The sequence below is a fragment of the Maritimibacter alkaliphilus HTCC2654 genome (assembly GCF_000152805.1).
Taxonomy (GTDB): domain Bacteria; phylum Pseudomonadota; class Alphaproteobacteria; order Rhodobacterales; family Rhodobacteraceae; genus Maritimibacter; species Maritimibacter alkaliphilus.
Genome location: NZ_CH902580.1, coordinates 82,154 through 105,848, shown reverse-complemented (window position 1 = coordinate 105,848; position 23,695 = coordinate 82,154). Strand labels below are relative to the sequence as shown.

26 protein-coding genes and 1 riboswitch are annotated in these 23,695 nt (G+C 61.1%); of the genes, 5 read left to right on the top strand and 21 right to left on the bottom strand.

Going from position 1 to position 23,695, the window contains the following annotated elements; genetic code table 11:
* Window positions 1-55: 55 nt before the first annotated feature.
* The 3 genes from RB2654_RS21720 to RB2654_RS21705 form a co-directional block, all read right to left on the bottom strand.
* Window positions 56-901 (bottom strand): DMT family transporter, encoded by an 846-nt coding sequence (locus tag RB2654_RS21720; protein ID WP_040885945.1) that lies wholly within the window; start codon window positions 899-901, stop codon window positions 56-58.
* Between the two features lie 241 nt (window positions 902-1,142).
* Window positions 1,143-1,484: a helix-turn-helix transcriptional regulator gene (locus RB2654_RS21715; protein WP_008335736.1), complete on the bottom strand. Its 342-nt coding sequence runs from the start codon at window positions 1,482-1,484 to the stop codon at window positions 1,143-1,145.
* Between the two features lie 1,240 nt (window positions 1,485-2,724).
* Complete coding sequence (locus tag RB2654_RS21705; protein WP_008335738.1) at window positions 2,725-2,967, bottom strand: helix-turn-helix domain-containing protein; 243 nt, start codon at window positions 2,965-2,967, stop codon at window positions 2,725-2,727.
* 678 nt (window positions 2,968-3,645) lie between these two features.
* Here RB2654_RS21705 and RB2654_RS21700 point away from each other — a divergent pair.
* The gene (locus tag RB2654_RS21700; RefSeq protein ID WP_008335739.1) at window positions 3,646-4,071 is read left to right on the top strand and encodes a helix-turn-helix domain-containing protein; all 426 of its coding nucleotides are present in this window, start codon (window positions 3,646-3,648) and stop codon (window positions 4,069-4,071) included.
* 285 nt (window positions 4,072-4,356) lie between these two features.
* Here RB2654_RS21700 and RB2654_RS21695 read toward each other — a convergent pair whose 3' ends face one another.
* The 7 genes from RB2654_RS21695 to RB2654_RS22700 form a co-directional block, all read right to left on the bottom strand.
* Window positions 4,357-5,697, bottom strand: coding sequence for a hypothetical protein (locus tag RB2654_RS21695; protein WP_008335741.1), 1,341 nt, complete (start codon window positions 5,695-5,697; stop codon window positions 4,357-4,359).
* Between the two features lie 1,001 nt (window positions 5,698-6,698).
* Entirely contained in the window at window positions 6,699-7,244 is a 546-nt protein-coding gene (locus RB2654_RS21690) for a hypothetical protein (protein ID WP_008335743.1), read from the bottom strand.
* Between the two features lie 224 nt (window positions 7,245-7,468).
* Window positions 7,469-8,023 carry a hypothetical protein gene (locus RB2654_RS21685; RefSeq protein ID WP_008335748.1) on the bottom strand — a complete coding sequence of 185 codons (555 nt, stop codon included), beginning with the start codon at window positions 8,021-8,023 and terminating at the stop codon, window positions 7,469-7,471.
* A gap of 157 nt (window positions 8,024-8,180) precedes the next feature.
* On the bottom strand, window positions 8,181-8,858 hold the full coding sequence (locus RB2654_RS21680) for a hypothetical protein (RefSeq protein WP_008335750.1): 678 nt from the start codon (window positions 8,856-8,858) through the stop codon (window positions 8,181-8,183).
* The gene (locus RB2654_RS21675) at window positions 8,855-9,550 is read right to left on the bottom strand and encodes a hypothetical protein (protein ID WP_161600720.1); all 696 of its coding nucleotides are present in this window, start codon (window positions 9,548-9,550) and stop codon (window positions 8,855-8,857) included. Before RB2654_RS21675 ends, RB2654_RS21680 begins: the two co-directional genes overlap by 4 nt.
* A 123-nt stretch (window positions 9,551-9,673) precedes the next feature.
* Entirely contained in the window at window positions 9,674-10,183 is a 510-nt protein-coding gene (locus RB2654_RS21670) for a hypothetical protein (protein ID WP_008335752.1), read from the bottom strand.
* Window positions 10,184-10,335: 152 nt separating this feature from the next.
* A complete protein-coding gene (locus RB2654_RS22700; protein ID WP_008335753.1) occupies window positions 10,336-11,313 on the bottom strand; it encodes a hypothetical protein in 978 nt (325 codons plus the stop codon).
* A 391-nt stretch (window positions 11,314-11,704) separates the two neighbouring features.
* On the opposite strand from RB2654_RS22700, the gene RB2654_RS21660 reads away from it, so the two are divergent.
* Window positions 11,705-12,256, top strand: a complete 552-nt coding sequence (locus RB2654_RS21660; protein WP_008335754.1) for a PAS and helix-turn-helix domain-containing protein — start codon at window positions 11,705-11,707, stop codon at window positions 12,254-12,256.
* Window positions 12,257-12,269: 13 nt separating this feature from the next.
* Here RB2654_RS21660 and panD read toward each other — a convergent pair whose 3' ends face one another.
* Entirely contained in the window at window positions 12,270-12,719 is a 450-nt protein-coding gene (gene panD, locus RB2654_RS21655) for an aspartate 1-decarboxylase (protein WP_008335756.1), read from the bottom strand.
* Window positions 12,720-12,816: 97 nt separating this feature from the next.
* Here panD and panB point away from each other — a divergent pair, with 97 nt between their 5' ends.
* Both panB and panC read left to right on the top strand, forming a co-directional pair.
* Window positions 12,817-13,644 (top strand): 3-methyl-2-oxobutanoate hydroxymethyltransferase, encoded by an 828-nt coding sequence (panB, locus tag RB2654_RS21650; protein ID WP_008335758.1) that lies wholly within the window; start codon window positions 12,817-12,819, stop codon window positions 13,642-13,644.
* Complete coding sequence (gene panC / locus RB2654_RS21645; RefSeq protein WP_008335760.1) at window positions 13,641-14,489, top strand: pantoate--beta-alanine ligase; 849 nt, start codon at window positions 13,641-13,643, stop codon at window positions 14,487-14,489. Before panB ends, panC begins: the two co-directional genes overlap by 4 nt.
* 19 nt (window positions 14,490-14,508) lie before the next feature.
* On the opposite strand, the gene RB2654_RS21640 is transcribed toward panC, so the two are convergent.
* The 10 genes from RB2654_RS21640 to RB2654_RS21595 all read right to left on the bottom strand — a co-directional run bounded on the left by RB2654_RS21640 (window position 14,509) and on the right by RB2654_RS21595 (window position 22,836).
* Window positions 14,509-15,453: an alpha/beta fold hydrolase gene (locus tag RB2654_RS21640; RefSeq protein WP_008335762.1), complete on the bottom strand. Its 945-nt coding sequence runs from the start codon at window positions 15,451-15,453 to the stop codon at window positions 14,509-14,511.
* Between the two features lie 8 nt (window positions 15,454-15,461).
* Window positions 15,462-16,616 (bottom strand): pyrroloquinoline quinone biosynthesis protein PqqE, encoded by a 1,155-nt coding sequence (pqqE, locus tag RB2654_RS21635; RefSeq protein WP_148912641.1) that lies wholly within the window; start codon window positions 16,614-16,616, stop codon window positions 15,462-15,464.
* Window positions 16,613-16,936, bottom strand: a complete 324-nt coding sequence (gene pqqD / locus RB2654_RS21630) for a pyrroloquinoline quinone biosynthesis peptide chaperone PqqD (RefSeq protein ID WP_008335768.1) — start codon at window positions 16,934-16,936, stop codon at window positions 16,613-16,615. The genes pqqE and pqqD overlap by 4 nt, the downstream gene beginning before the upstream one ends.
* On the bottom strand, window positions 16,933-17,703 hold the full coding sequence (gene pqqC, locus RB2654_RS21625) for a pyrroloquinoline-quinone synthase PqqC (RefSeq protein ID WP_040885943.1): 771 nt from the start codon (window positions 17,701-17,703) through the stop codon (window positions 16,933-16,935). The genes pqqD and pqqC overlap by 4 nt, the downstream gene beginning before the upstream one ends.
* On the bottom strand, window positions 17,700-18,662 hold the full coding sequence (gene pqqB / locus RB2654_RS21620) for a pyrroloquinoline quinone biosynthesis protein PqqB (protein WP_008335770.1): 963 nt from the start codon (window positions 18,660-18,662) through the stop codon (window positions 17,700-17,702). Before pqqB ends, pqqC begins: the two co-directional genes overlap by 4 nt.
* A 3-nt stretch (window positions 18,663-18,665) precedes the next feature.
* On the bottom strand, window positions 18,666-18,746 hold the full coding sequence (pqqA, locus tag RB2654_RS21615) for a pyrroloquinoline quinone precursor peptide PqqA (RefSeq protein ID WP_008335771.1): 81 nt from the start codon (window positions 18,744-18,746) through the stop codon (window positions 18,666-18,668).
* A gap of 119 nt (window positions 18,747-18,865) precedes the next feature.
* A complete protein-coding gene (locus RB2654_RS21610) occupies window positions 18,866-19,894 on the bottom strand; it encodes a LysR family transcriptional regulator (RefSeq protein WP_161600719.1) in 1,029 nt (342 codons plus the stop codon).
* A gap of 106 nt (window positions 19,895-20,000) precedes the next feature.
* Window positions 20,001-21,122 carry a Fic family protein gene (locus tag RB2654_RS21605; RefSeq protein ID WP_008335773.1) on the bottom strand — a complete coding sequence of 374 codons (1,122 nt, stop codon included), beginning with the start codon at window positions 21,120-21,122 and terminating at the stop codon, window positions 20,001-20,003.
* Window positions 21,123-21,184: 62 nt separating this feature from the next.
* Window positions 21,185-21,568 (bottom strand): replication initiation protein RepC, encoded by a 384-nt coding sequence (gene repC / locus RB2654_RS24110; RefSeq protein WP_040885942.1) that lies wholly within the window; start codon window positions 21,566-21,568, stop codon window positions 21,185-21,187.
* Between the two features lie 212 nt (window positions 21,569-21,780).
* Entirely contained in the window at window positions 21,781-22,836 is a 1,056-nt protein-coding gene (locus tag RB2654_RS21595) for an MBL fold metallo-hydrolase (protein WP_040885941.1), read from the bottom strand.
* Window positions 22,837-22,962: 126 nt separating this feature from the next.
* Window positions 22,963-23,071: riboswitch (TPP riboswitch) on the top strand.
* Here RB2654_RS21595 and RB2654_RS21590 point away from each other — a divergent pair.
* The gene (locus RB2654_RS21590; RefSeq protein WP_008335784.1) at window positions 23,064-23,675 is read left to right on the top strand and encodes a YkoF family thiamine/hydroxymethylpyrimidine-binding protein; all 612 of its coding nucleotides are present in this window, start codon (window positions 23,064-23,066) and stop codon (window positions 23,673-23,675) included. Its footprint overlaps the riboswitch before it by 8 nt.
* Window positions 23,676-23,695: the final 20 nt, after the last annotated feature.

Genomic DNA, 23,695 nt, shown 5'->3' with positions numbered 1-23,695 from the left:
CCAGTGTTTCTGAGACAACGGACTGGATGACAGCAGCTTAAACGTGACGAGCTGCTTATGATGATAACAGCGAGCCGAAGCCAGAAATTGCGATCAACATTAGCCCGAGCATGGCATAGCCATCGGGCAACTCCTCAAACACAAGCAGCCCTGCAACTGTCGCCGAGAATAACTGGCTGTAGACAAGCGGCGCTACCAAGCTGGCTTCAGCGGACTTGCTCGCCACCACCAGTAGGAAGTTTCCAAGAGCAGAGCTAAGCGCGCTCGCAATGATAAATACCACGATAGGCTGCCCGAAATCTGGGAAGCTCACGGTCAGCCCAAATGGTGTCAGTAGAATAGAGCCAACGATGAGTTGCGACATCAGCAAGAATCTCAGTCGATAAAGACCCGCGACGGTCCGCGTCATTGCAAGGTAAGCGCCATAGCAGCCGCCTGCTGCGAGAGCGAAGACCATCCCGGTAGACGCTCCAAATCCTGGCTTAACGACAAGCAGAACGCCTAGAAAACCTAGTGCCAGTAGCATGCTTCGACTTCGGGAAGGCTTCTCCCCCATAAACAGTGTCGCCAGAACATACGAGACGATTGGGCCGACAAAGAATGCGCCAAAAACGTTTGCGATAGGTTCCGTGCGCAGGGCGGTGAGAATACAGCAAATACCGATAGTGATGAATGTCCCGCGAACCAGGACGCGCCAGTCACGCAAGTTTGGGAGTTCGCGCAAAGTAAGCCCGCTGAACGGCAATAGAACAGCCGCGGCCAAAGCAAACCTGGTCCAGGCAATGAAAAATGGATCGACGCCACGCGCGGTTAGCAACTTTCCGGCGGTATCGCCTATCACAACAAACGTGACCGCTGCGAAAACAACACCTGCAAGTCGCAGCAAGCTCGAGGAGTGCATTTGGTTAAGTACCCTTTTGTGAACTTCAAGTCTTGCGGACCTGTAGCACTCTGGCCTTCAGAAGGCACGGCCCAGAACCGTCGCTCGAGCAAGTCGCGGCGAAAGCATAGTGGATAGCGACTTGCACTATTAAAACTGGCGGGTCCTGCGCTGAATACACACGGATCGCAATTAAGGCAGAAACTGAGATTTCCTTCTCGCGCGGCTGTGGGGACTACATTCAAAGGCTTGTTAGCTTGCCTCAAACGATCTCGTCGATGGTCACCCCGAGCGCCCCGGCCAGCGCCTTGAGCGTGGCGACGGACCCGTTTTTGCGCCCCGCCTCGATGTCGGCGATCTGCACGCGGTTCACGCCGGACATCTCGCTCAGCTTGACCTGCGTCAGCCCGCGATAGGCGCGCCAGACGCGCAGGGGGCTTTCGCCGTTCAGGATCCGATCCACATATTCGGCGGGGATCAGTTCCTCCTCGCCCGTCGCCAACGCCGTCTTGGCACGATCATAAGCGTCGATGTCCGACAGCACTTCGGCCGCCGCGACGAGCCGGTCGTATTCCGCACGCGGAATGGTCACCATGTCAGCCATGTTTTCAACTCCTCAGTCATAGACTCCACCACGCGGCCCAATTGCCAGAACCGCCAGCACAGTCCCGTCGTCATCCATGATCACGCGCCAGTCACCAACCCAAAGGCGAATGCCCGCCCCGCCCTTCAACGCCTTCACATTGTTCGCCTGTGACGCCGGATCAGCGGCATAGGCTTCATTCTTTCATGCCGACGGTCGTTGTCCTCGTGGTGGCCACGGGTCTTGCTCTCGCCGTCCAACTCAGCACGTGGCGCTTGCAAGAGCGATGACGCGGGTCGCCCTGGACGGGCAATTCTCATCCTTTTCTCAATGCTTTACGACACCACCCCAAAACAACGGCGCGCATCTTGAAGGCGCAACCCCCTCGTATCCCCGGGCTATTCCCGTGCGGAATCGCATGTTTTTTCCACGGGGTTTCTTCAAGCTCGCCATGTGTCTGACCTGGATTTGCGCCGAGGACAGGCAAAGCACGAACTGCGTCCACCGAACCGTCTCCAGTGCCGCAAAGATCCGACCCCGAGGTCGACCGGAACCGCCAGGCACCGGGGGAAGGCGCCTGGCGGCCGGGATCCAGATCGCGGCACAGGGCGCGATCCAGCAGGGAGGATGCGATCAGTTGATCACAAGGACCGAGACGGCGCAATTCAGGGTAAGCGAAGACCCGTCGTATCCTACGCCCGTCCGTCAACCAATGCCTCAAGGCACGGATCTCGCTGAGACCACAGGCAGGTCACCAGTTCCGGTCGCGGAGGGCAGTGCATTAGACAGGGCGAGAACATCGTGAACATCAAAGCGACGGTATCGAGAGGGCCTCATGAAGGGGCCACGCTATCCCCGCACGATACCGAGACGGCGAACCAGGCGAGATGGAAGCCTTGACCAAACCCCAAGCGCATCATCTTTCCACGTATTGAGCGACGCGCATGCGTGGCGAAGAGGAGCAGATACTATGAAGATCACCGCAAAGGTGTCGCGTGGACCCCAAAAGGGCACGACGCTTAGCCCCCATCGCCACCCCGACGGGATGTATGTGGTTTCGCCGTCAAAAAGGGAAGCGGATTACATACGCGTAGCAGACTTGGCAGAGGTTGCCGCATGCGTTCGCAGAGGTTTGGGCGTTCGCATGTCCGCCCCCAGTGTCGATGGCCCCAGGTGGATCACTGCGCAGTCGATCCGCTTCGAGGACTGACACGGACGCACCAGCCGCCGGGTCGGCATCAGGAGTGCTCAACATCCGGGATCACGCCCCTGACCCGTCCGCCCTCAACACGGCCGCCAGATCAGTCCGGAGCGACGCGGCCAGTGCAACAAGGGTGGACAGTTTCACGTCTCTCTTGCCCCTCTCGATGAGCGACAGCGACGCAACGGTGGACCCGGACAGTCGGGACAGATCCTGAAGCGTGAGACCCAGGTCCAGCCGACGAGCTCGAAGCGCTACGCCGACGCGTTCGGCCCAGATTTCCTGTTGGTTCGTATCAGGCATCCGGTCTCCAGGGTGAGCAGTTCGACAAGCCTCAAGGCGGCTTTCTGGTCGCATTTTTATCGTGCACGATAAATTGGTCCATGCTATATGTGATCTCCAGCCTCATTATTTATCGTGCACGATAAAATGTGCCCGTCCTGGCCCCTGCCCCTTTGGCGCGGTCTGGTGCCCTGTCTGAGGTCCGTTTCCTGTCCCGACGGAATGCCGCGCGACGTTCAATGGCGTAAGTGATCCCACATTCAGGTCGAGAGATGGGATTGGACAGACGCCCCCTCAGGCCGCCACGGGATAGGCTGACATCGGGTTTAGGAAAGGCGATGTTTTTGCCTACGGCACGTCAAAATCCTGCGTCGCGCAAACCCCCAAAAAACGGACCGTAGAGGCGCTCTTCTTTTGGGCCAGTGTTGGACAGCCGGAAAGGCAAGACGGGCACCCTACGGCCCGGAGAATGGCTCTGGCGCGCTGCCCAGCACCGATGGTGACGTGTTGGCGCATCCGCCGCGATTGATCTCCCGCCGCCCTACCAGTTTCCACGTGCCATCGCGGCCGGTTCACTCTGTGGGTCAGAATATTTTCACGAACTCTGGTAGAGCGACCAACCCAAGCGCGAGGCTCTCAATCGCGCGTCTATCAACACGTATCGCACAAGCGAAACGTAGACATGCACAGGAGCACGTGATGACCAAACCCCGTAAGACCCCGTCGCCGACCGCCATCTTCCTCAACCACGCAATCTCTGCCTCGGGCCGCACCCAGAAGGAGATCGCCGAGGATGCAGGTTTCCCCAAGCCGAACGTGATCTCGATGATGAAGCTCGGCGCCACCAAGGTTCCGATCGACCGCATCCCCGCACTGGCCGAAGCCCTCGGCGCCGACGCGGACGAATTCCTCGAGATCGCCCTCAGGGAATATCACCCCGAGGTCTTTGCCGTCATCGCCGCCGGTGAGATCGGTCTCTCCGACGACGAGCTGATGCTGATCACGATCTACCGCACCGCCTTCGCGGGATCGACGCTCCCCATGACCCAGGACGTGAGCGAGCTCATCGCGAAGATCTTTCGCCTCATCTGGCTCGTGCAGTTCGAGGCGTCGGCGAACGGCTGAGTGTCAACTTTTTTGGGTGGTTTTTCGGCCAACAGCCGGACGACCACCCGTCACGACTGAGTTGTCCGAGCGCCTTGTTTCGCGATCCATGTAGCATGGCAGCGCCTTGCACGAGCGGCGCTTGTTCAGCCGGGGCTCTATTTACTTCTTAAGACAGTCACGGAGCTGTAGGGACACCACCTTTCACGGGCGACAGACCACCAGACGACAGACACGAAGATGAAAAAGCGATAGGGCGCCCGCCCCAACATCGAGCCTCTCACCATTCCGGGTCATGCAGGCGCTTCACACTGCCTTCCTCGCCCTCTCCCCCTTCGACCTCCACCTCTCTGTCAGACGCTTCAACGCATCCGTCACACGAGCCGTCGTCTCGGCATCGACCGTCATGTGACCCTTCCCGTTCAGATCAAAGTTCGCCTTGCCATGCGGTCTCTTGGCATTGCCTTTCACGTCGATCTGCTTTGCGTGCTGATACCGTCGCAGCCCATAGACTCCCGACCCTGCAAAGATCTCGATCTCCGTCTCATCCGGCAGCAAGGGGTCGCCCTTCAAACAATCCACCGTCGGGATATGGAAGTTGAAGCCCATCGTCCTCAACCTCTCGAACTTGAACCCATTCAAGTCCCACAGACCCTCAAGGCCGATTGCGCCCGGAACGTCATGGTGATCTCCTTCCCAATCACTGTCGGTCTTCAGCATCGTCACTTCGATCCGGCTCCGCCTCTTCTCGATCGGCAACATCTTCGCCGTCTCACCGCGTCGCTCATCATGCGTCTTGTCCTGCAGCCTCCACATCACCGGACCCTGGTTCTGGCCGACATACACCGTCGCTTCGACCGGCGCTGAACGGTGGTTGTTCGCAATGGATGCTGTCCGCAGGAAGCCACTCACGTCATGCTTCGACATCAGCGATTTGAACCGCGCCTCTCCGTCTCGCGGCTTCGGACCGTAGATCAGGTGTTTCGCCTGCTTGTCGCGGCCGACCCATCGCAGTCGGTCTGCATAGTGATCATTGAACAAATCACTCGGCGCGAAGTGCTTGCGCAGATGTTCCGACATCTTCAGACGCATCAGCGTCCACTCATGGTCCGTGATCTCTCCGTCTTTGTTCGGATAGACGTCCACGGCCACTTCGATCCCTGTCACGGGAAAGGTGACGCGTGGCATCTCAGTGTCGACCTCGATCTTTCCCGACGACATCAACACCGCGATGACAGCACGGACCAGCTTCGGCGTCGGATCCTGCAGGCGCACCCAGAAAATCTCGCCCGTTACGCTCCCTCTCGGTGCACCCGTCTTCCTCGCCCGCTTCTGACCACCGACCCAGAACTTCGGCGAGAAGCCCCTTGCAACCAGCGCCTTCTGGAGCAGGGCGTGAATATGACGCGACTGGCTGGTCTCAACGGTTCGGGCTTCGAACTCGACCCAGTCAATTTCTGCGCGGAATTTGTAATCACCCAGATCCAGCACGGGTCGCAACTCGAACCGCCCTGTCCGCTCACCCTTCATGTTCGTCTGTGGGGAAATCTCGTATTCGAGGCTCAGTTCATCCGGATCGATGCCGGGTGCTATGGTCTTGATGTCTGTCGATCGGATCGGAAATCGGCGGATCTGCGTCGGGGTCATGGTTCATGTCTCTCATTGAGGCGTGGGACGGCGCGCCTTTTCGCTGCTATCGAACTCCTGATCCCAATGGCCCCGTAGAGCCACGGAGCGAACCACTGGGCGCATGTAACGCTTTTCGGCACCCAAACAGCCACCACAAACGAACTGCCTTCTACGGGTCATCTGAGCGCACACACTTTGAGCCGCAGCCAGTCGTCTTGTAATGTCATGATCCTGCCCTTGCGTCCGGTCCGCATCACGAAGTCCGGTCGCCATTGGTCTCCCCGCAGGTTTGACTGATCTGTGTCTCGTCAGAGCGCATTCAAGATGTTCTCGCGGACAATTCTGTCAAAGGACACGGCGACCGCAATCTCAGACAGTCGCCCCTCATGTTTGCCGCGCCCTCTTCCATCATCTATTCTGACCCGGCGTGATCGTGGATCTGCGTGCAGGCTCGGATGACGATGTCCCTCTCGCTGTCGAGCTTGCACGCTCCACACACCGCACGCCCCGTCATCTTGGTCAGTATCCCTCGCGGGGCGTGCGGATCGCATCGACAATCTTACCTTACGTAAACTTATGTGCCATGGTCGGACCGCGTGACCTTGGACAGAAGCGCGGCAGCGGGGCGGGGAGCGCCTACTCCCGTCCAGCTGCCGCGTCACACTCTCCGGCCCACACTTCGCGGACACTGCCCAGCCACCCGGCATGTAAGCGCTGTCTCGCCAAGCGATGCCTGGACCGGGAGATAATCTCGACTGCGTCCGGAACTCTCACCTTCACCCCACCCCGACCCTCACCCAAAATTCTCACGGAGCGGGCCGTAGAACGTCACTCCGCGATCTTGGCTCAGGGACACCGAGAACGAGCTCAAGGCCCTCTGGCGGGCCACTCCGGGGCTCTGAGAGGCGCCTGAGGTGCGTATCCATCTAAACACGACTTTCATCCACGGAAACCTTGAGGCGAGACATCCACGCCCCAAAGCAATTGGTTCACTGCAATCACAAGTTCCGTAGATACGTCTACACACGCTGGTTTGCCCGCAACCATCGCCAAAGGGCTCGCCGCAACTTCTCGTCACGAATTATCGATGGCCGCACGGCTGAAAAGGCCAGACCTAGAGCGGGATTTTGCGCCTGAAAGCCGAGTTCAAGCATTACCTGCCCCATAGTCAACTTTCGATACGCCATGATGCCTTTGATCCTTCGGATCGTGCGATCATCGAGGTATCCTGCATCGCTCCCGCACGATCCCAAACCTATTGCTGATTTGGTTCGACCCCTCGCTGCATTGTTCACCACTTTTGCGGGATGACTGGCGGAGTGCGCCGGGGTCGTTGATACCTTCTTCCCGATTTCAATCGCGCCTAGGAAGTCAGCCCGTTCAGATGGGGATGCCTTCTTCCACTCACGTAACAGCGCCTTCAGCCGGTTTGTATCTTTGCGCAGCCCGGCCTTGATGAAAGCCTCTCGCGGCGATCTGTAGAGCCCGGACTGGAGCTTTGCAAAATGGGTTGGGTGCTCGTTCTTGAGACGCTCGAGGAAATAAGCGTTGTCGCGTTTGGTCATTATGCCTTCCAATCTTCATACACATGCCACTCGTAGACACATCCACGAACTTCTGATGGCTGTAGGGCAGAGGCGAAGACTTTGGTTGCAGGACGGGGCATGGATTGGGTCCGTGTCTATGAGACGTGAGAAGTAGAGGTGGAGGTAAGCGGGTCCTGCGGGAGTGAGCGCCCCCGCAGGATCCATGATCGCGCTTGCAATAGATGGCTTTGGCGAAAAGTGCCTTACGGGGCTTGGACGGGTTTGGGTTTCCCGAACTCGACCAAGTTGTCACCAGATTGGTTGCACACCACTGACAACTTCTGGCGCGGGCGGCCATCGAGAACCGGAAGATCTCCCATTGTCGGAAACTCCGCGTTCGCTGCTTCGAGCAAGTGGTCTGCAAGCTTCAGGGCGTCTTCATTGGATAGGAAGTGAACCGACGTTTGTTCTTCCGACCAAACTTGGATGCCGATCTGAAGCGGGGAGGTCTCGTAGAGTGTGCCGATTTTCGTCCCCCAGATTGCCAGCTCTATTCCAAGCGTGGTCGGCAACAGTGCGAAGACCATCCGTCCTTGTTTGACCTTTTGCAGGGTCTCCCCGATCGATCTTGCGACTTCGCAGCCAAACACGACCTTGGTATTATCTGACGGCGAGAGATGCAGTGTGAATTGGAAATCACCTGCATTGAACGGCTGCGTTCGGAGTTCGATCTCAATCGCTTCGCCTTCTCCTTTCTCGTTCTTATTGTCACGACACCACGCCGATAGCTTAAACGATTGCTTGGTGTTGTTCGTCATTTGGATACTCCCTGGCTGACGATGTGGATGTGTTCGACGCGGCCTCAGACACACGTCGGCTGGTCGCTGACCGAGAACCCCGGTCAGCGTGGTCTTTTGTGGATTGTGAGGGGTGGTCAGACCGGGGTGTTCGGGACGCCGGTTCGTTTACAGACCCCTATGCAACGTCCAGGTCAGACACCGGCATAGAGGGGGTTTCCACAACGGCGGCCACGGGACGAGGACGATGCAGGAGCTCCCAGAGAAGGTCCGGGGTTTTCACGACGCGATAGTCTCGCTCGCCGGGCTGATCCACCCAATCCGCCTGCGCGTCTTTCCACACCTGTTGCATCTTTTCGCACAGTGTCGACTCGAGATCGCGGGCGTGCCCAAAAGCGCGCTCCAGATCACGAAATGCGGCGTAACTCAGCACGAGCGGTTCGAACGTCTCGGCATTTTCGGGCCACAGCAGAAATTTCGCTTTGGTCACGTCGAGAAGCCCCGGCTCGTCCATGCGAATGATGTGCAGGTCGTAGTTCACACCAAACTTGATACAGGTGTGGTGAGCACGACCCGTGATCATTGTCTCAAGCGCCTCGCAGCAATGGCCGATCTGACAGGCCTCGATCGCATAGACCCCGTAGACGGGACCCATGTCGACAATCAGCGGTGCGAGAAAGGGAGTTTTGCCACGTTCCGAGATGAGATCACGGCCCTCAAGAAGGAGGTGCCGGGGCTCGATCATGACAACGCCACGCTCGATGCGGCTCTGATGCGCCGGAATGGCCATCGACATGCCTTTGCAGTCGACCCGGTGATCGTCGACGTCTTTAATAATCACAGAGGTTGCTTTCATTTCATGTCTCCAAGGTAGGGTTCGACAGGGTTTGTCCACAGGAGGGTGCTATCGACAGCCGCTTTCACGTCGTCGGGCGCGGCATGCTCCCAGTGGCGGGCCGGGGTCGGGACAGGTGCATAGTCGCGCGTCCCAGGCTTAGTGCCGGAGCTTTCGATGGACGTCAGCCAATTCTCGCCGAGAACATCCACGTCATCGTCATGAAACCAGGCGCTCTCGAACGCCTCGCACAGCGCGCCCATGGACGTCGCGTTCAGCACCAGCGGCTCGAAGGTCTTGGCGTTCTCCGGCAGCATCAGGAAGAGCGCGTCGTCCAGAGCGATTGACCCGGGCGTATGCACGCGTGTCACCGTCAGATCGAAGTTCACGCCAAGCTTCAGGCGCACATGCTGTGCGGTCCCCTGTTTGACCGCCTTGAGCTCGTTCATCGCGTGATCGATGTGGCAGAGCTCAAGCGGGAAGGCGCCATACTCTTCCCCAAGGTTCAGACAGAAGGGCGGGAGGTGATCGAAGGGATCACGAAACACAGGCTGAACGGCCTGCTGGAAGCGGAGGACATGCCGCTCGATGATCGGCGTTCCCCCGTAGAGGCGGCGGCGAAACGCCGGGATCTTGATGTTCAGTTCGGGACCTTCGTGGTCGTCCGCAACATAAGTATCACGCATGAATAACTCCTTGCGTAGATGGGCCATAGAACACACCTTCCCCATCCGCTGACCCGAACGGATCAGCGCCAGACAGAATGTGCTTTTCCCGGGAGTGGGCGGGAGGCGAGGCTGGCAAGGCCCCGCTGTCCCGGTCTTAGTCGTTCTGTGTCAAGCCGATCCGGCTACACCCGTCCACGCGCGATACTCGCTCGGGTGCACATATCCTCTCGGCTTGCGATCGCCGCGAAAGTCCATCTCGATTTCGAAGTCCTTTGCAAAACGATTCACAAACTGAAACCACACTTTGACCTGATCCATCGGAAGGCGAAGATGCGGATAATGCGTAGCTGTCGAAGGCCAAACGTGAAGTTCTGGTGCGGTCGACGGCTTGTTGATGTGCTCCGGCACCCGCCACAGCATCAGCGTGTCGTAGTCATCAAGCTCTAGCGGTTTGCATCCTAGACCGCCACGCATTGCAGCCCGAAGCCGCTGCGCGTGGCGATATGCCTGATGCGGAAATACTTCAAACGTGCCGTAATAGCTCCCGAAATCATACAATAGCGGGCTCCGGCGCTTGGCAGTGTCATTGCGGATAAGACGGATCTCGTGATCCCTGTCGACGGAATGGTGGCCGAGGGCAAAAGTTCTTTTCGCTTTCAGCGTGATTGTCTTCTTCATGATCTGCTCCTTTCATTGTGTAGAGGGCGTGCTGCGGAAACAGGTCCGCTGTTCACTGAGCGGCGATCGCTCAGTGTGATGTCTTTCTTTCAGGGTTGAATCCTCCAACAGGAGGTCAGGTTGCCGATGCCGAATTGGGCTCGGTCAGGCCCTTAGCTGGTGTCGGCTTTGGCCATCGCTTCGAGGTCCTGCCGCTCGATCCGTCGAAACTCTTTCGTGTTGCCGCGGACGCGGGTCCAGATGCCCCCGGACGTCGGGCGCCGCCATGTGGGGATGTCCATCGTCGCAAGGATGGAGAGCGCTTCGTCAAAGTCTTCGACAGCGCGCTCCCGCCCCTCTCCGCCGAGGAGGTAGACCCCGTCCTTCTTGAGACCCGGATGGAACATCGAACCGTCCATTGCGATCGGCACGAAGCGCACATCGGTCAGCGGCTCGTTGACCTGCTCGAGGACCTCGGTGTCGTCCTGGTGCTGCCAGATCGAGGCGAGGAAGCTCTTGGTCTCGAGCCACGCAAGAGCGGCACTGGCCGGCACCTCCTTCCAGTTTCCGGCAAGCCCGTCCTTCTTCTTGCTAAGCTCGTTGCGCACGGTCTGCTCGGCCTTGCCACTCAGGAGCACCAGATCAGGCCCCGTGATCGGGTCGCCCTGCTCAAGCCGCCAACGCGCGATCGCTTTGCGGGCGATGTCGACCGTCTGGGTCTCTTCAAGCCCCCACCCGTCCACGGGAATGAGGCGCAGGAACTCTGATGCCTGCTCGATCATCTCGGAGATCCGGCCTCGGCGCACCTCGGCATCCGTCGCGATACCCGCATAGACACCGTAGTCCGCATAGGCGTGCAGGTCGTGAAACAGCCCGCCGATCGGCAACTCGCTGTAGAGACCATTCACCTCTTCCTCGAGCGCGCCGCGCCAGCCGAGCTGGTCGACGACCTCGCCAAGACGATGGCGCAGCATCGTGTTGAGCCCGTCATCCGTGGCCTCAGGACCGAAGAAGATGCCGCACACATCCGAGATCGCGTGTACGCCCTGCACGATACCCACTTCGAACTGCCCGTCCCCACCGAAGTCCTCGCGGAACTCGGAGAGGCGGTCTTCGGCTTGGTCTGCCAGTGTGTAGGATTCGGTTTGCATTGTTCGTTTCTCCGTTTCGGTATGCGATGGATACCACATACCACAAAAGATGCAAGCCCTATCTCGAAATATTTTCGTATTTTTCTTCTACTGACTACCGTTTCTGTTCCAGTCGCCGAATTTTAGGAAAGGCTGCACATTTACCTACCTGAGGGCGTCGTTCCACGGAGATGCGCCGAGTGACCGCACGGTTGCAGGAAGTCCTAGATGGCCCATCGGTCTCTAACAGGGGGGTGTCGAGGAGGATCGCGGGAATACCGCGGAACCTTGGATGACCGATCCTTGGATGGCCGCGAGTAGTCCCGAAGGAGAAGCGTCCTCTCACCGGCGACTTGATCAAGACCCCTCAGACGCGTTCATTGAACGGGGGCGCGACGCGAGGGAGATGCGAATGGAAAAAGACTGCCCGACGAGCCTGGCGTTCCAATACGCGCCGATCGGGATTCTCATGTCGGAGCATCGCGTCATCGTCGACTACAATGACCGCTTCCAGGAGACGTTCGGCTACGGAGACCGTGACCTGCGCGGCCAGTCGCTCGAACTGCTCTATCCTTCCGTGCAGGACTTCGATCATATCGGCGACACGCTGCCCGACAAGATGAAGACCTCAGGACGACACTGGGACGAACGCCTGATGAAGCGCGCCTCAGGTGAGCTATTCTGGTGCCGCGTCCGTGGCCAGACCCTCAGCCCCGGCGCACCATTTGAGAAAGCGATCTGGACCTTCGCAGACTTGTCCGAAGTCAGGCCGACGATCACGCTCACGGAGCGAGAACGACAGGTGGCAGCGCGTCTTGCTGAAGGATTGACTGCCAAGGAAATCGCGAGGGTGCTGGGGATCTCACACCGGACCGTCGAGACCCATCGCGCCAAGCTGCTTGTTAAGATGAAGGCCAAGAATAGTCTCGAACTGGTCGCCCGACTAGCAGGGTTTCCATTTTGAAACCACGCGGGCGTCAGGCAACCCCGGCCTTGTAAGGGATGGCCTGTGGCTCCCCCGCCTTCCGGATCTCGAAGGTGATCCGGCCCTCAGCGTCGCGCTCGGCCACATAGGTCAACACCTCGTCGATGTCATTCTCGGGCGTGAAGGTCAGCACCGTGGGGCGCAGCTCGGTCACATCCGCCGCCGGCCTCATCTCGTTCGCGCAGATGATAAGCTGATCGCCGACCTGACAGGTGCGCGCCGCCGCCCCGTTCAGGATGCACTGCCGCGCGCCGCGCGTCCCATAGATCACATAGGTCGAGATCCGCGCGCCGCTTTGCTTGTTCCAGATGTCCACGAACTCCATCGGCAGGATACCCGCCGCCTCGCAATGGTCGGGGTCGAGCGTGATCGAACCGTGGTAGTCCAGATCGGCCTCGGTCACGCGGATGCCGTGCAGTTTCGCCGTTACGAAGGTCTTCATCCGAACCGGACCCCTTTCCCTGTGCCGCCGCGTCGACCTTGCCATCCCAAGGCAATGCCCCTACGAAGTTGCCGTCACGTAAACTTGAGGCCGATCCATGAGTCAACCCAGCCCGCAGAAGTCCCTCACCGCCGCCGACATACGGGGGCGCAAGGGCCAGACACCGCTGGTCTGCCTGACCGCCTATACCACGCCCGTCGCGCGGCTGGCGGATGCGGAATGCGACGTTCTGCTCGTGGGCGACAGCGTGGGTATGGTGCTGCATGGCCTGCCCTCGACCCTCCCCGTGACGCTCGACATGATGATCCTGCATGGGCAAGCGGTGGTGCGCGGCGCCGAGCGGTCTCTCGTCGTCATCGACATGCCCTTCGGCAGCTACGAGGAAGGCCCCGATCAGGCGTTTCGCAATGCCGCGCGGCTGATGGCCGAAACCGGCGCGGGGGCCGTGAAGCTCGAAGGCGGGCGGCACATGGCCGACACCATCGCCTTTCTCGTCGCACGCGGCATCCCGGTCATGGCCCATATCGGTCTGACACCGCAGGCCGTGAACGCGATCGGCGGCTACCGCGTGCAGGGGCGCGGCGCCGATGCCGAACGCATTCTGGCCGATGCCCGTGCCGTGGCCGATGCGGGCGCCTTCTCGGTCGTGCTGGAAAAGGTCCCTGCCCGACTGGCGGACGACATCACCGCCGACCTCGCCATCCCGACCATCGGGATCGGCGCGTCGCCCGGCTGCGACGGTCAGATTCTCGTCATCGACGATATGCTGGGGCTGTTCGACGCCTTCAAACCGAAGTTCGTCAAACGCTACGCCGATCTCGCGACCGACGCCGCGCAGGCCATCCGGGCCTATGCGGGCGACGTGCGGGACCGCAGCTTCCCGGCACCCGAACACGTCTTCACCGACGAGGGAGGGCAATCATGAAGATCGTCCGCCAGAAATCCGACCTGCGCGACCTGACCCACACGTGGCGCCGGGCCGGTGAAACCATCGGCGTTGTTCCGACCATGGGCGCGCTTCACGCCGGTCACCTCAGCCTCGTCGAGGCCGCGAAATCGCGGACCGACCGTGTGATCGTGACCCTGTTCGTGAACCCCCGGCAGTTCAACAACCCCGAAGACCTCGCCAAATATCCGCGCACCGAAGACAGCGATGCGGAAAAGCTCGCGCCCTTCGACGTGGACGTTCTGTATGTCCCGGACCCCGACCAGATCTATCCCGATGGCTTCGCCACCACGATTTCCGTGGCGGGCGTGACCGAGGGGCTTTGCGGTGCCACCCGCCCCGGCCATTTCGACGGGGTCGCAACGGTCGTCACCAAGCTCCTGCTTCAGACCGATGCCGATCTCGCGTTCTTCGGTGAAAAGGATTTCCAGCAGTTGCAGGTCGTGCGACGGCTCGCGGCCGATCTCGACCTCAAGACCCGGATCGTGGGCTGTCCCACCGTTCGCGAGGAGGACGGGCTTGCCATGTCCTCACGCAACCTGCGGCTGGGGCCGGATGCGCGCGACAGCGCCCCTGTTCTGCACGACATCCTCCAATCCGCCGCCGAAGCCCTGTCACGGGGCGCGCCGACCACGGACGTTCTGGACGACGCGCGCAGCCGCCTTGTTGCGGCTGGGTTCACGGATGTCGATTACCTCGACCTGTGCAGCGACCCCGACCTCACCCCCATGTCCGCCGCCACCGGACCCGGTCGCCTCCTCCTCGCCGCATGGCTCGACGGGGTGCGCCTCATCGACAACGTGGCGGTCCAGCCGACGGGTTGAACCGGGACCGCCCGCCCCCTTACAGACGCCCGTTCATGAGCCTCGCCATCTCGGTGATGGCAGCCGTAAGCGCGGACCGAATGCTCTGGTCCTCCATCGAATGCCCTGCGGGGGACACGACCCGAACGCTCGAACCCGTCCATCTGGAGGCAAGGGCATACGAGGTCTCGGGCGGGCACAAGAGATCGTAACGGCCCTGAATCAGGATACCGGGAAGCCCGTTCAGCCTGTGAACCTGTTCGATGAGCGGCGCGTCCAGGAAACAGTCGTTGTGGAAGTAATGCGCCTCCATAAACGGGGTGCGCGGCAACGGCCTGTCGCCCCGCGCCGACAGGTCTTCCGACAGGCAGGGCACGTCCGGCGACAGGACCGACAGAACCCGTTCGGTGTCGTGCCACGCGATCGAAAACGGCCGGTGAACCGCCGGGTCCGCGTCGAGGATGCGATCCCAATAGGCATCCAGAACGCGCGAGCGATCATCTTCGGGCAACAGACCGACGAAGTCGGCATAGAGCTGCGGATAGAACCGCGGAAGGCTGGACAGGAACGCCCGTTCAAGCTCGTGGCGCGTGCCGAGGAAGACGGCTCGAAGCACCATCGCGCCGATCCGGTCCGCGTGCGCCGTCGCATAGGCGAGCGCAAGCGTCGCGCCCCACGACCCGCCGACCACCATCCAGCGTTCGATCCCGAACCTCTCTCGGATGCGTTCGATGTCCGCCACGAGATGCGGTGTCGTATTGGCGTGAAACCTGTCGTCGAACCGGCTCAGCCCCGCCCCGCGCTGATCGAAGGCGATGACGTGAAAACGGCTCGGGTCGAAGATGCCGAGCTGGCTTTCCTGCACCCCCGACCCCGGCCCGCCGTGCAGAAACAGCGCCGGGATACCGCCCGGATTGCCATAGCTGCGAACGTGGATCTCGTGCCCGTCACCGACAGCGAGGTTATCTCGGGTCAGCTCCTTCATGCCCGACGCTATTCGCCGGGCACGGGGGTCAGGTAATTCCGATACGCGAACGACATATCGTCCGCCGCGGCCTCGGTTTCGGCAACGCGGAAGATCTCGTCATGGAGCGGCGAGAAGGAACAGGCCGGATCGGTCGCCCCGGCATCGCCGGCAAGGGCGAACGCCTGACACCGGCACCCGCCGAAGTCCTCTTCGCGATGCTCGCAGCTTTTGCAGGGTTCGGCCATCCAGTCGGTGCCGCGATACCGGTTGAGCGCGGGCGAGTGATCCCAGATCCACGCCAGCGAGTGATCCCGCACACTGTCGAAGTCCAGCCCGGTGATCGTTTCGGCGGCATGACAGGGCAGCACTTTTCCGGCGGGCGAAATGTTGAAGAACTGACGCCCCCAGCCCCCCATGCAGGTCTTGGGCCGGACCGCGTAATAGTCCGGCACCACGTAGTCGATCATCAGGATGCCGCGCAGACGCTCTTCGGCCTCGGCCACGATGCGGTTGCAGGTCTCGATCTGCTCCATGGTGGGCATCAGCGCGGCACGGTTGCGAAGCGCCCAACCGTAATACTGGACGTTTGCGACCTCGATCCGTTGCGCGCCCAGTTCGACGGCCATATCGATCATCTCGGGCAGTTGATGCAGGTTCTGACGGTGCATCACGGCGTTCACCGTCAACGGAAAGCCCGCCTCGCGCGTCAGGCGCGCCGCCTCCAGCTTCTTGGCGTGACCGTTCCGATACCCCCCTACCCTATCGGCGGTTTCGCTCTCGCTGCCCTGAAAACTGATCTGGACATGGCTCAACCCGGCCTCGGCCAGCGCGGCAAGCCGCTCGCGCGACAGATTCACGCCGGAGGTGATGAGGTTCGAATAAAGCCCCGCGTCGGTGGCGGCCGCGACCAGTTCGACGATGTCGCGACGCGCCATCGGTTCACCGCCCGAGAAATGCACCTGCAACACGCCCAGGTCCGCCAGCTCGTGCAGAACCCGGACCCAGTCTTCGGTCGCAAGCTCGGCCGCCGGACGCTCGAGGTTCAGGGGATTGGAGCAATACGGGCATTGCAGAGGGCAACGATGCGTGACTTCCAGCAACACCGCGACGGGCAACCCATGGGTCGTGCCGACGCCGGGCGCCAGTTTGCTGTCTGGTTCGTGAAAGCTGGTATCCATCATGCCCCTGTTTCAACGGATTGAAGGTAACCCTGCGTGGCAAGATCCTGCACCATGACGATGACGTCCGCCTCGATCCGGTCGATGGGGGCGGCATAGATCTCGGCAAGCGCCTCGCAGACCTGATGCACGCTGCGTGTCCCGTCGCACAGTTGCAGGACGCGCACGGCGATGTCGTCGGGGGTCAGGATGCGCTCGGGCGCCAGCAGCAGCCACATCTCGCGCAGCTTGTCGAACTTCAACTGCACATGCCGGGGCAGCGCCACGACCGTTTCCGGGCGAACGACCAACGGCTTGCGCTCGGACGCCACCGTCATCGTCATGCCTCGACCTGCGGCCTGAACGCGCCGGGCGGCGGGAAGCCCGACACATAGGCATGGTAAAGCGCGTCCAATTGCACCCACAGAACCTGTGTCTTGAACAACAGGGCATCGCAGACCAGCGCCCGCTCCTCCGGGGTTCTGGCGTTCCGCTTTACGTAGTCGAGCGCAAAGGCCGCATCGCGCGGCGCCTGCGACAGACGGCGCTTGAAATAGGTCATGATCTCGGGACGGATGAAATCATAGTGCTCCAGCATCCCCGAAATCCGCTGTTCGTGAAGCTGCGGCGCGAACAGTTCGGTCAGCGACGATGCGATCGCCTCCAGCGGGCTCCGGTCCCGCACGAAATGAACATAGGCATCCACCGCGAACCGCGTCGCGGGCAAGATGCCTTGCGTCGATTCCACGTAATCGCGCGAAATGCCCAGCCCGTCCGTCAGCTGCAACCAGCGTTCGATACCGCCCTCGCTCTCCGGCGCGCCGTCGTGGTCTTCGATGCGATGCCGCCACTCCACCCGGATCAGGCGGTCGGTGAACCGCGACACGATGATCGCATCCTTCAGCGGGATCGAGCTTTGGTAGTAATACCGGTTGATGGCCCACGCCTGCACCTGACCCTTGGTCAGCCGACCGCCATGCAGCATGTCGTGGAACGGGTGCAGGTTGTGATAGCGGGTTTCCCCGATCAGGCGAAGCCGCTCTTCCATCGCCTCCGCACTGTCGAGCGGCGTGTCGGGGATCTGTGGAAACTCTCTGAAATCAAGGCTCATAGCGTGACCTTCTGGCCCTGTCTGGCGACGATCCAGCCCGCCTCTTCGACGCTGCTGCGTTCGGGCGAACCCGGCAGGTTGGCAGGGTTCGAGTTGTTGACGTGGATGAAGAACCGGCGCTTGACGCCGAGATCGCGAAACGCCTCGACCACCCCGTCCGGGCCGGACATCGACATATGGCCCATGCGCTGACCCGTTTTCTGGCCAAGCCCGGTGACGAGCAGTTCGTCGTCGCGCCACAGTGTGCCGTCGAAGAACACGACCTCGGCCCCGCGCAGACGATCCGCCAAGGACTGATCCAACCCGGCGCAGGCGGTGATGACGAACACCTTCCGCCCATCCGGCCCGGTGATCTCCAGCCCCAGCGTATCGCCCGGAACGTCACGCTGATGCCCGTGGCTCGTCTTTTCCAGATACCAGGCGGATTTGCCCGGCACCTCGAACGCCTCGACGGTCATCCCGGTCGGTGTCCCGTCTTGCAGCACAAGCTCGAACGGCGTTCCGATGTCGATTGCGCGGCGGGGGACGGTCTCACGGTCCAGAACGTTGAAAATGCTGTTCTGCTCCAGAACGCTCAAGACCCGGTCATGCGCCCAGATCCCGAACGGCGACCCCTCCCGCAATGACAAAAGCCCCACGAGGGCATCGACCTCGCCATTGGCGAGCAGGACACCCGCGATCGGGCTGTCGCGAAGCTTTCCACTGCGCGGATGCAGTTCGGGTATGTCATTGATCTGCTGGCGCAGGTCAGGCGACGCATTCACGAGAAACCAGTTCTCGCCATCGGCACTGAAGGCAAGCGATGCCTGCCCGTCCGCCAGCGACGGATCGCGCCGCGCGGCCTGACACGACGCGCAGTTGCAGTTCCACTGCGGAACCCCTCCACCCGCCGCGCCACCAAGCACGATCAGGCTTAGTGAACCCTGCTCGGCGGGCGCGAATTCGGATGGAGGGGTCATCGATTACTTCTGCTTCGCGCAGGCGTACATGTTGATTTCCATGCCGACCGGAATCTCGCGAACTTTCGGTGCATCCCAAGCCATGTGGACCTCCCTTTCTAGCTTTTGAACAGCGGAATTGCTGCCTTGCGAGCCTAGAAATGGACCCCCCGATCCGGCAATCTATGGCATCCATAGAGCCATTCGTGCGCGTATGGACGCGGCTACGACGCCGGGTCGAACTCGGGCGTGGGCTTGAGCAGAAAGGGCGGCGTTTCGCTGGCGGGCGGCGGCGCATAGGTGCGCCCCGCCGCCCCGAGCTCGTCGATCAGGCAGGAATAAAGCTCCTGCCGCAGATACTGTTTCGGCAGCAGCGCGACCACGTCACGTGCCGGGAAATCGACTCGGTAGAGCCGGACACCGTCGATCACGCGATCGCCCACCACACAGGACATCGCCGGCGCCAGACAGATGCCCAGCCCGGCCCGCACCATGCCGATGGCCACCTCGAAGCTCCGCGCCTGTGCGAAGGGCCGGTTTCCCGGCATCAGCCCGTCATACCAAGCCTGCACCCGCCTGCTGTGCTGCGTGCCGAAGGCGAACTGGATCGACCGAAACAGGACGTCCTGATCCTTCGCGGACAGATCGCGCGACGGGTCGGTCACACCCGACAGGTCGAGGTCGCTGGGCACGGCCAGAACGTAGGGGTCGGTGCAAATGTGAATCTGCTCGAACCCGGCACTGGCCGGCGCGATGGAATTCGACGAGATCAGGCCAAGGTTGATCCGCCGCGCATAGAGCATCTCGATAACTTCCGCGGGCGCGCTTTCGTGGATGTCATAATCGATTTCCGAGAATTTCTTGTGCAGGGCTTCCATGGCGGTCGGCACCAGCACCCTCAGAATCGAATTCAGACCCGCAAGGCGCAGCGTCCGGCGCGACCCATCCCCGATGGCACCCAGCCCGTCCTCCAGCGACTGCATACTCTCGAGAACTTTCTGCACATGGCGCATCAACTGCCGCCCGGCTTCGGTCAGCTCGAGAGAATTGGACCGGCGCTCGAAAAGCGGCATCCCGACGATGTCCTCGAGCGAGGCGATCTGCTGTGACACCGTCGGCTGCGCCAGCCCGATCTGCTTGCTCGCCCGAGTCAGGCTCGACGCGTTCGCGACCGCCCAGAAGATCTGAAGCCGTCGAAACGTCAGCCCGCCGCCCGTGCCCCCGACCTGACGCAACTTGGCTGTATTGTCCAAGGGCCCGTTTTCTTCATTGTTCATGTTCGGTCTCTACTGCGCTTGAGCCTCACTGGATCGCAGCATCCTCGCACTTGGACCCATTGGTTTTATCTATATTCAGAATTCAAGCCTGCCTTTGCGGCCGGTCCAAGTTCAGCCAGTATCGCGTGTATCGCCGTTCGCCCGTGCGCGTGAGGGCGCCGATCTCGACCAGACTTTGCAGATCCCTCGTCGCCGTCGCACGCGAGGTTCTAGTGATCGAAAGATAGTTCTCCGCGCTCAAACCGCCCTCGAATCCACCCGGCCCTTCGCGAAACATCCGCTCGATCGCCTTCGTCTGCCGTTCGTTCAGCCTGTCGCGGTGCCGGTCATAGAAATGCGCCTTCGCGATGAAAAAGCCCACGCGGTCCAAAGTGACCTGCTGCGCGGCCAGAACGGCCTCGGCGAACCAGACCAGCCAAGGCGTGACGTCCAGTGTCCGCTGGTGGCGTTCAAGCTGATCGTAATACGCCTTCCGCTGTCGCTCGATGGTGAAGGCAAGCGCGATGAGGCTCGGCTGCCCGATGTTCTGCGCCAAAGACTTTTCGGCAAGGGCACGACCCAATCGCCCGTTCCCGTCCTCGAACGGGTGAATGCTCTCGAAGTACAGATGGCTGAGCCCAGCCCGCGTCAACGCCGGCAACGGGGCGTCGGCATCCGGCCCGGTCCGATTGAACCAGTCGACATACCTGTCCATTTCCGCCGGAACTTGCTCGGATGGCAGGGCCTCGAAATGCACGACCGGGCGATCGGGCCGGCCTGAGACGATCTGCATGGCCTCCGCGTGCTGCCGGTATGATCCAATGACCTCGAGCCGCTTGTCGAAAGCCAGCAGCATCTCATGCCACCGAAAAAGCGTCTCGTGATTAAGCGCCTCCGGAAACGTCGAATAGACGTCGACCATCATCTCGGCCACACCCTGCTCACGCGGTTTGCCCGGATAGCTGCCCGGTTCCAGTCCAAGGTGGCGGCGGAGCGAGGATTGCACGCTGCGCCGATCCAGCATCTCGCCCTCGATGGCGCTGGTCTTCATCGCCTCGTCGCTCAGGAGATCGATGCGAAGCTGATCGCGCTCGGACGGGGTCACATGATGCACGGCGCCCAGCACTTCGCCCGAAGACAGCAGAAAGCGTTGTTCGAGCGGTGCTAATGCCTCCGGATCATACCGGAAGTCCGGCCAACCGGGTATCTGCCAGTTCCAAGCCATGAGTGATAGCGTCCTCGCCTATAACTCATCAAATAACCATTTTTGAGGCATAGATGTCAATTCTATACCTCACCCCGCCTCACTCCTGCCCCCGCAACGCCCGCCTGCCCTGCTGTCTGTTTGGAGTTCACAGCTGTGAACCCCCACGCTGCGGACCTTCGCCCAAATGCCATGACCATCGGGCTGCTCGAGAAAAGGCCCTCCTTCGACCGCATTGTGAGGGTCCTGGGATAAGCCCCTGGGTTCTTGATCTCAGTGACCCGTTCCAGCATCGCGGCGATGACAACTGAGGCTTCAATCGCGCCCATGATATTCATAACGGCCCCCCACAACTCCACGGTGATCCCCATCATCGGTCGCACGATGTCGGCGAGCCTCGCAAGATCGTGCCAGGACCGAATGTCGCCCTGCGCATAGATGAGAATCTCGGGACAATTAGAGAGCACGAGGTTTAAGGGCAGGTTTGAACCTAGCACGGTCGGTTGCTTCGCGCCGCCATCTGCACCGTCCGGTCCCGATCAGATCGCCGTCGTGAAAACGCCCTCTCTACTGGCCGCTGAATCCGCAGCCGAGTATATTTCCCAACGCATTCCACTTGATTGGCCAGTGACATACGATAGCCGTGCCCGGCCACCTTCAGGTCCGGCGACTGGCCGTTTCATCCCGCGGGAACGTGCACGATCCGCTCCTCGCTTTCGCGGGTTTCGATCTCTGCGCGCCGGACGAGGCGGTTCACGTGGGCCAGCGTTTCGGTGAAGGCGAAACTCATCTGATGTGGGTCGAGCGTGCGGGGAAACAGAACCGGCACAAGGTCCGCGACCGAACGCGGTGCGGTTGCACAGGCGTCCCGGATCAGATCGCACCGCTCCTCATGATGAACTTCGAGCTCAGCGCAACGCGCATGCAGCCCGTAGAACGGCCGCCGGTGGCCAGACAGCACCAGCACGTCATCCGGAAGCTCGGACCGCATCAACCGCAGGGATCGCAAGAAATGACCCAGCGGATCGCCATGTGGATCTCCCTCGAACACACTGATGTTCGGGGAAATCCGCTCGATCACCTGATCGGCCGAGAACAGCAGCTTTTCCTCCTCGCAATACAGCATCACCTGCTCCTGCGCGTGACCCTCGCCGGTCATGACCCGGAAACTGCGAGTCCCAATCTCGATCACATCCGCCATCACGAGGCGAAGGAACTCGAGCGGTAGGGGCGTCACGCGGTTCAGATATTCGTTCCCGCGAATGGCGACGAGGCTCGCCAGTTCCTCGCTCATCCCGTGGCTGCGATAGAAATCGAACGAATGGCGCGTGGCGGTCTCGCTGCGCCCCTGCGAAATCACCTGACACCCCATGTAGGTCGAAAAACTGGTGAGCAACGGCGCATCGAACCGCGCGCACATCCAGCCCGCGAGCCCAATATGATCCGGGTGCGCATGAGTCACGATGACCCGTGTGATCCGCGCGCCGCGCATCGGACCGGCGAAGATCGCCTCCCAGATCCCGATTGCCTCTTCCGTGCGTATGGCCGTGTCGATGACCGCCCAACCGTCGCCGTCGCGCAGGAAGTAGATGTTCACGTGGTCCAGGCGATAGGGCAACGGAATGCAGGTCCACAGAATGCCATCGGCAATCTCGATCATTTCGCCGAAGTCCGGCATCGTCTCAAACGGGAACGTCAGCATAGGGGCGGCATCTGCACTGTCCGTTCGGGTCATAACCGCGATCCTTCGTCTTGTTCGCCCACCTTGTGCCACGTTCCGCAGCGAAGGTCAGGCCCACAACCACGATTTCCAGGTCGCCAGCGCCTGTTGACAATCCAGACCGCAAGCATGACGGTGCCCTCACATAACCAGGGGTGCTCCTTCTCGGGGCTGAGATGCGCGATCCGGCGCGAACCCTTTCACAGCTGATCTGGATAATACCAGCGGAGCGAGGTGCTAGCATGTTCATAGGCGCGCAAGTGTCACTGTATCCGATGACGTCTCAATTCGTGGAGGTCATCACCGCCGGGCTCGACGCCCTCACCCCCTACAAGGACGACCTGAGGATCGAGACCGACGACATGTCGACCCTCATGGTCGGCGCGCCGGAGCCGCTGCTCGACGCGATCCGCGACCTGTTCGCCGCCTCGGCGAAGCGGCCAGAGCATGTCACCATGCATGTCACGCTCTCGCGCGGCTGTCCCGGCGAGCCGGACGATCCCTCCTGCCGCTGCGAAGTGCTTGAGCGTGCACAGGACGAAACCCTGGCCGAGCGTCAGGCGCTTGCCGCCCAGGCGGTCGAGAACGCCGTGGTCACGGGCGTGGGCATCGACGTGCAGTTCTCGCTTTACGTCATGGGCAGCGGCAACCACATGGACGAGATCTACGGCTGCATCGATTTCCTCAAGTCGAGCGGTACGTTCCTGGAATCCAAGAACTTCTGCACCCGGTTGCGGGGCGACGCAGGCGCGGTGTTCGAGACTCTGCGCCAGGCATTCCTGCGCTTCGGCCCGGCCGAGGGTCACGTGACCATCGACCTCACCGCTTCCGCTAACAGCCCCAGCCTCGCCTGAGAGCCCTGCACCGGCCGCCC